We start from the raw sequence: 6,759 nt of genomic DNA, 5'->3' as shown, positions 1-6,759 counted from the left end.
CTCGTCCCCAAGGCGCATAATCGCACCCTTACCAAACTGCTTTTCAATTTGCATAATGGTGGCGTCTAAAGATTCTTGTCTTTGATGACTCATCGATTAAACCTCCTAAACCTATTCTGCCGAAACCCTACAAACTAGTATACCTTAGTTTTTAAGGCACCAGGCTGATTAGGAAAAAGTTCACACTATCTCGATTTCGTAAAAGGCCTTCGGGCGCGAATCGTTATGGGCCAACCCTCTCTTTTCGTGGTTTACTATGGCGTGACTGAAACCTCACCCAACCCTAATGACTACCAGAGGGCTTCAATGCTGATACTGCTGTTCCGTTTTAGGGGATCTAGAAAGTTGGTCGCCTCGCGATTGATGGAAGGCCAAGATTTTTGGGCAGAACTTAAGCTATTTCTACCAATTTTGGAGAAACACTATAAGGGTCATGAAGTCAGCATGGTTGAAATAGTTAGTTATCAGGCTGGCGGCTTTTATTATGATCCGTGGAGAGACGGATTGGAATACACTCAACTTTACCAAACTGAAAACTTGGCCTCTCCCGAGCCAAAGAGCGATTCTACCAATGAAGTTCCCAACAGATATAGTGGTGTTCCTGAACCAATTTAAATCTGAAACGTCGAGAGATTTGAACTCGCCGCCTTCGTGCAATCACAAAAACCTTACCCAATAACCTACATTTATCGGAAACCTTAAACGTTCTACCGTTCAATGAACAGAGCTAAGAAAGCCTCCATCTGCGAAGATTGTCTGTCCGGTAAGATAACCAGCTTGTTGAGAGGCAAGAAACACGCACACGGCCGCAACCTCGTCCGGCGACGCAAACCGTTTTAACGGCACAGTCGCCTTGAGGGTTTCCATCGCCCTGCCTTCGCCAACTACTTCCCCAAGCCGTTCGGTAGCCGTATACCCAGGACCAACTCCATTCACAGTAATTCCTTCACTAGCGATCTCATTAGCCAAGGTTTTGGCATAGCTGGTTACTGCCGCACGATAGGCATTGGATAAGGCTAGTCCCGGCACAGGCTCTTTGACAGAAATGGAGGTAACGTTTATGATCCTTCCCCAACCCTGCTTCCTCATGGCAGGAAGAGCCATCCTAGTGAGCCTCACGGTCGACATAAACGTTAAATTAAATGCTCCTAGCCAATCTTCTTCCTCTAACGATTCAACGGTGCCAACCTTTGGCCCCCCAGCATTGGATATGACTATATCTGGACTCCCAATCAGTTTCTGGGTCCGTTTGAATAAAGACTTTATTTGGTCCAAATCACTGATATCGGCGGCTTCGCCATAGGCATAGCCGCCTTCTAGCCTGATCTTCCCAACGGCCTCCTGAAGCGCTTTCTGGTTTCGGGCATTTAATACTACACGGACACCCTCTGCCGCCAAACCCTTAGCTATAGCAAATCCGATTCCCCTTGAAGCCCCCGTTACCAAAGCCGACCGCCCACTAATCCCGAGTTTCATGGCCCTATTCTATTCAGTGTGTGTTAACTACGGATAGATGAGGGCACCATATTCGCCGATTTTAGTAATTTCACCCAAGAATGGTCACGATGAACCACCCTGCTAGAAATCTAGTAATATTTCTATAGGTTTTTCAAATACTTGCAATTTCATTTACATAACCCTTGGGACCGCATCCAAGTTTCGTAAAAAGGGCGCCTCGGGAAACAGCAAACCTACTCCGAACTATGGGAGTCGTAAGCGACGGGGGCGGTGATCCTTATTGACGGTTTATAATTTTCGAACATCTCAATCCACAGGACACCCCTCGAGAATTGCACAAGGTACAATCACTTGTGTTCGTTTTTCAAGCACCCAACTTGATCGCATTACCATCATGACCGAGTTACTTGCAGCGACTTTGATAGTCATATCCGGCTATTTTATCGGTACAATTCCAGCTGGCTACATAGTGGGAAGAATCTGCGGGGTCAACATCACAAAATTGGGGTCAGGTAATATTGGAGCTACAAATGTTTTACGTTCCCTGGGAGTAGCACCGGCATTAGCCGTAATGATCATCGATCCTTTAAAAGGGTTCATAGTTACGTTTTTACCTCAATATTTTGGTATGGGGCCGATCGCGGTATCCGCTGCGGGGTTAGCTGTTGTTTCAGGTAACAACTTCAGCCTTTTCTTGGGACTCAGAGGTGGGAAAGGTATAGCTACTACATTCGGGGTCCTGTTAGCAATCAGCCCAATGGTCGCACTTTTAGGTTTAGCTGTAGCCTTAATCACGATTGCACTTGGTAGGTTAGTATCTTTAGGTTCCTTGGTAGGAGCAGTTTCGGTACCCCTTTTCTTTGTCGCAACCGGGAATTTCCCAATCCCTTATTTGATACTGGTAATAACCCTTACTACCTTCGCATTCCTCCGCCATCAAGATAATCTAGCCCGCCTAGCAACTGGCGACGAACGCCGGTTATCTAGAAGATCACATAGAGAGAGGTAATGACTCATGATCGATTTCCTTGTTATAGCTCCGCATCCTGATGATGCCGAACTCGCTTTAGGAGGAACACTAGCACTTGCTAAACGGCACGGGAAAACGACAGGGATTATTGACCTTACCCGAGGGGAAGCCGCTACCAAAGGAACCCCAGAAGAGCGCGCGACAGAAGCATTAGCTGCAGCAAAAGTATTGAAACTAGATGCACGAAGGACCCTCAATTGGCCGGACTCGCGCATAATGGATACCGAGCATCGCCGACTTGAACTTGCCCAGGTTATACGGGAATTACAGCCCCGAATAGTAGCCGCACCTCACCATAACGATCGGCACCCGGATCATGTAGCCGCTTCCGCTATCGTACCAGCAAGCTTACATTTGGCTGGCCTCATGAACAGTCCGCTTTCTGGACCACCCTTCAAGGCGACTAATCTTTTTTACTACATGTTGAATGGTTCATTCGAGCCGACTCTGATAGTTGATGTTAGTGAGACTATCGAGGCCTGGCAATCGGCCGTCACTTGCTATCAAAGCCAATTCACAGGAGAAGCTGCGTCTGCAAGCGTAACCCCCGACATCTTCCGTCGTCGTCGAGGCCGAGCTGCGTATTGGGGAACCTTTATCGGTACCGATTACGGGGAACCCCTTTGGACCAAAAGCCCCATAAATTTCAATCCTTTTTAGATACGGTAGGTTTCTGCTAGTTCCGAACCGCGCTTTTTGGTTTGACCACCCAAGTTTGATTTACTACAGCTATTCCTGCCAAAACAACAATACCGCCCACGAGGGTTAGCGGACCAGGAATTTCATAGAGCAACAACCAGGAGAATCCAAGGCTAAACACGGGTACAGCGTAAAGGAAAGTCGCAATTAATGATGCGCTTGTCCTGGATAGGGCAAAGGCTAACAGCGAGTACGCAATGGCTGATGGAAATATTCCAGCATATATGGTGGCTGCGATGGGTCCCATGCCGTAAGACATGAAGTTACTGGCAAAACTTGGTAAAAATATCATTAGGGGAATCGTCCCGGCCCAAGTCACGAAAGCGGTAACTTCTACTGGCCGATACCGTGACAACAAACTTTTCTGGAGAACAAAAAACAGTGCGGTAGAAACTGCGGACAAAAACACTAACCCAGCGTAAATATTTACCCCAATGCTTCTTTCTTCACCGAGAACGAGAAGGATAACCCCAGAAAAACAAATTGCGCTACCGATCCACCTATATCGACCGAATTTTTCTGAGTACATAAAATACGCAAGAATAGCGGTTAGTGCTGGGGCTGAAGCCATAATGAGGCTCGCCCCTCCAGCAGATACACGAAGCTCACCATAGTTAAGTGCCATATGATAGATGGTTATCCCGATAAACCCCAACAGCAGAAAATAAGGCACGTCACATTTCCGTGGGAATAGACGGCATCCTGAAAGAAGGAGGAAAAAATAAAGCACTACAGATGCAACCAGGTGCCTCCCAAGAGTAAGATGCGGGGCTGATAGGTCTCCAAGGGCGATTTTAATGGTAGGAAATGCGGAACCCCATATTATCACAAGGGCTACCATCGAAATTGCAACTAACTTAGTCATAACTTACGCCAATCTTGCTACTGGGCCTGGTACGTCTGAAGCCTCAAATCAGTCGATCTTCAAGACATAAGGATTACTTTGCGTCCGCAAGCACACATTTCGTTATCACGGATCATCGTTGACTGGCCCTCTCGATACCAAAGAGCCCGGCATTCAGGACACCTGATTTCTTCACCGCTGATACTTTCAATTATTTCGCTAGTTAGCCATCGAACTTCTCCACACCAATGACAGGACACCTCTGCCCCTCCATCCTCAGAAATCATTCGTTGACGTTCTTCTAGGGGGAAATAGGCCAAGGCATCGAGAGCCTTTGCCTCACTACAGCGACACTTAAAACGCAACGGCAAGGCCTGTTTGCTGACCATGTCTAAACCAAGGCCACGGGTAATCTGGTATAAGATTTCAAGCATTTTGCTCGAGCGAAGGGCATCAGTTAATTGGCCAAAACTTAACAAATTTTGCTCAATTTGTTCTATGGTTTTTACTTTTGCTCCGGGAAGTACTTGAACAAGAACCCCCCCAGCATTTTCTACTCCTTTTTCTCCGAATCTAACTCCAAGTAGAACAGCCGAAAATATTTGCTCGGACATTCCAAGAAAAGAGGTTATGTCTTCAGCCACTTCGCCGGAGGTTAAATTCACGCTGCTGCTGTAGGGCTCTCCGTATGGGGCATGACTCCGAATAACTTCTATCTCTCCTATTTTACCAACGCCACCGCCGACATCTAGCTTGCCGTCCTCTCTGGGTCTAAGTTCAACTCCAGGATTATTTACATAGCCCCGTACGACTCCATCTAAACCAGCATCGGCGATTACTCCACCTAAAGGACCGTCACCGAGTAACCTCAGCATAATACGATCCCGATTATTTTTTAAAAGCACATGACAAAGCAGAAGGGCCCCTGTAAGGCTCCTCCCTAAAGCCGCCCCGGCAGTTTGAGATGTTTGGTGTCGAAAGCAGGCATCAGCGACAAGGTCGGTGGTATCAGCACCAATAATTCGTATTTCGCCCTGAGCAGCAACACCTCTTATTAAATAGGACATGAGTTTCTCCCCCACTTAAAGTCAGTTATCACCACCGTAGTTAAACCTGCACCATTGTTATTTACACAAGGACACGGCTTTTGCTAACTGACTTTTCAAGAGCCTTCTAGCTTTCTCCTTGTTACCTTTGGGACAAATGTAGAAACATCAACCCCTAGGTCGACCAATTCCCTAATTCTAGTACCGCTCACGAAAGATAAAGCCGGATCAGTCGGCAAAAACAACGTTTCAACGTGCCTTTCAAGGTGCCGATTTATTTGAGCCATTTGCATTTCAGAATCAAGGTCTACGCTTCCCCGAACCCCTTTAATGACGATTTTAGTTTCTTCCTGACGCAGATAGTCTAAAAGGCTTCCATCAAAAGAGGCTGCTCTGGTACCCTCAATATCACGAATACTTTCATTCACAATGGCCAAGCGCTCCTTCAAAGTGAACCGTGATTCACTTTTTAAAGGATTCTCCATAACCAGTACCATCAAATCCCCGAATATCCTTTGAGCACGGATAATGATATCGAGGTGACCATTATGCATTGGGTCGAAACTACCAGGGAAAACGGGACGTACCATCCCTAAGTTTACCTTCTTCCGCCTAATTTACGAAGCTAATAGAAACATCGATCACATTAGCCGCCTACCAATTTTGATCAAATCGCGCTTCGCGGACACTACCATTAGACTGCACTGCCGAGCTTACCAACTCCTTAGTAACACCACCACCCCTAAGCCTCCGTAAAGATAGAAGCCATGCGAATTCCTAGCTCTCCTAGGGTAATTCGGGCGTCGCGACCACTTTTGATCCCAATTTCTCCATCCAAGAGAACCTCTAGGACAAGAAGGAGCCGGTCCTCGTTCAAACGACGAGCTATCGATAATGCCTTCTTGGCAGCAAATATTTGAATTTTAAGTTCCCGAGAGGCCATCTCTGGGGTGATCTCTTTGCCGGGCCCAAACAAACCTACACACTTCGCTACGTGTTCAAATTGCCAGTTCAAAACGCCGAATATACGGGTTGCTTCCTCGCCTTGAACGAGCAGTTGCTCGCAAATCATCAAGGCTCGAGAGGTCTCCCCTCGAACAATAGCCTCAATCAATTCGAAGGTATTCTGGGGGGAAGACTGGTTCGCTAATGAATAAATTAGTTCTTCTGTTACGTATGCGTCCAAAGATAACATCTTCTCAATTTCGCCGAGAATGCCTCCTAAGTCTTGCTCAAATAATTCCGCGAGAACAATAGGTACTCTTGATTCAAATTTGACATGGTTTGCTAAAAGTTCTTTTCGAACCCAACGATGTAAGTTATCGAATCGAGGGGTGGGTAAGTGTTTGTGGTTCCCCAATTTGGAAAAAGCCTTTTTGCGCCCTACCGTCGCTTTTGAGTCGACTATAACTACCAATACGTCATCCGGTACTGCCTGCAATACTTTCATTACTTCATTTCGGTGTTTGGTGTCACTTTGGCCCACGAAACCGCTATCAAAATCAAGAAATACAGCCTTTCCCCCAAATAAGCTCCCCTGAAAAATAGCGTCTTTTACCTTTGATCCTGTGATTTCTTCTACTAAACTGTTCGTATTGGACACATAATAGCCTTGAGCCCGCAAGACTTTGCGGGCTTCGCGGCCGATCAAAAACTCATCACCACTGAAAGCTAGAACCACC

General features: G+C 46.6%; 9 protein-coding genes. 3 read left to right on the top strand and 6 right to left on the bottom strand.

The window, feature by feature from the left end; translation table 11 throughout:
• Window positions 1-93: recombinase RecA (locus tag CMO31_00145; GenBank protein ID MAZ52418.1), on the bottom strand; the 93-nt coding region annotated here is incomplete at its 3' end.
• Between the two features lie 270 nt (window positions 94-363).
• Here CMO31_00145 and CMO31_00140 point away from each other — a divergent pair.
• A complete protein-coding gene (locus CMO31_00140) occupies window positions 364-615 on the top strand; it encodes a hypothetical protein (protein MAZ52417.1) in 252 nt (83 codons plus the stop codon).
• 99 nt (window positions 616-714) lie between these two features.
• Here the strand turns inward: CMO31_00140 and CMO31_00135 are convergent, their stop codons facing one another.
• Window positions 715-1,476 carry a short-chain dehydrogenase gene (locus CMO31_00135; GenBank protein ID MAZ52416.1) on the bottom strand — a complete coding sequence of 254 codons (762 nt, stop codon included), beginning with the start codon at window positions 1,474-1,476 and terminating at the stop codon, window positions 715-717.
• A 262-nt stretch (window positions 1,477-1,738) separates the two neighbouring features.
• Between CMO31_00135 and plsY the strand changes: the two genes are divergently transcribed.
• Both plsY and bshB1 read left to right on the top strand, forming a co-directional pair.
• Window positions 1,739-2,467: an acyl-phosphate glycerol 3-phosphate acyltransferase gene (gene plsY / locus CMO31_00130; GenBank protein ID MAZ52415.1), complete on the top strand. Its 729-nt coding sequence runs from the start codon at window positions 1,739-1,741 to the stop codon at window positions 2,465-2,467.
• 6 nt (window positions 2,468-2,473) lie between these two features.
• Entirely contained in the window at window positions 2,474-3,148 is a 675-nt protein-coding gene (gene bshB1 / locus CMO31_00125) for a bacillithiol biosynthesis deacetylase BshB1 (protein ID MAZ52414.1), read from the top strand.
• 16 nt (window positions 3,149-3,164) lie between these two features.
• Here bshB1 and CMO31_00120 read toward each other — a convergent pair whose 3' ends face one another.
• The 4 genes from CMO31_00120 to holA all read right to left on the bottom strand — a co-directional run bounded on the left by CMO31_00120 (window position 3,165) and on the right by holA (window position 6,758).
• Window positions 3,165-4,052: an EamA family transporter gene (locus tag CMO31_00120; GenBank protein ID MAZ52413.1), complete on the bottom strand. Its 888-nt coding sequence runs from the start codon at window positions 4,050-4,052 to the stop codon at window positions 3,165-3,167.
• Between the two features lie 59 nt (window positions 4,053-4,111).
• Window positions 4,112-5,098, bottom strand: coding sequence for a redox-regulated molecular chaperone Hsp33 (locus CMO31_00115; protein MAZ52412.1), 987 nt, complete (start codon window positions 5,096-5,098; stop codon window positions 4,112-4,114).
• A gap of 95 nt (window positions 5,099-5,193) precedes the next feature.
• A complete protein-coding gene (locus tag CMO31_00110) occupies window positions 5,194-5,667 on the bottom strand; it encodes a pantetheine-phosphate adenylyltransferase (protein MAZ52411.1) in 474 nt (157 codons plus the stop codon).
• A gap of 152 nt (window positions 5,668-5,819) precedes the next feature.
• A complete protein-coding gene (holA, locus tag CMO31_00105) occupies window positions 5,820-6,758 on the bottom strand; it encodes a DNA polymerase III subunit delta (GenBank protein MAZ52410.1) in 939 nt (312 codons plus the stop codon).
• Window position 6,759 lies beyond the last annotated feature (1 nt).

This window comes from Trueperaceae bacterium (assembly GCA_002707365.1).
In the GTDB taxonomy this organism is placed as follows: Bacteria; Deinococcota; Deinococci; order Deinococcales; family Trueperaceae; genus UBA6957.
Note: the sequence above shows the minus strand (reverse complement) of the source record. Positions and strands in the feature narration are given on the sequence as shown.

Bases quoted from the DNA above. Each gene is read 5' to 3' on its own strand.
- CMO31_00120 (MAZ52413.1), bottom strand. From the start codon at position 4,052: ATGACTAAGTTAGTTGCAATTTCGATGGTAGCCCTTGTGATAATATGG.
- CMO31_00110 (MAZ52411.1), bottom strand. From the start codon at position 5,667: ATGGTACGTCCCGTTTTCCCTGGTAGTTTCGACCCAATGCATAATGGT.
- CMO31_00140 (MAZ52417.1), top strand. From the start codon at position 364: ATGGAAGGCCAAGATTTTTGGGCAGAACTTAAGCTATTTCTACCAATT.
- CMO31_00115 (MAZ52412.1), bottom strand. From the start codon at position 5,098: ATGTCCTATTTAATAAGAGGTGTTGCTGCTCAGGGCGAAATACGAATT.
- bshB1 (MAZ52414.1), top strand. From the start codon at position 2,474: ATGATCGATTTCCTTGTTATAGCTCCGCATCCTGATGATGCCGAACTC.
- CMO31_00135 (MAZ52416.1), bottom strand. From the start codon at position 1,476: ATGAAACTCGGGATTAGTGGGCGGTCGGCTTTGGTAACGGGGGCTTCA.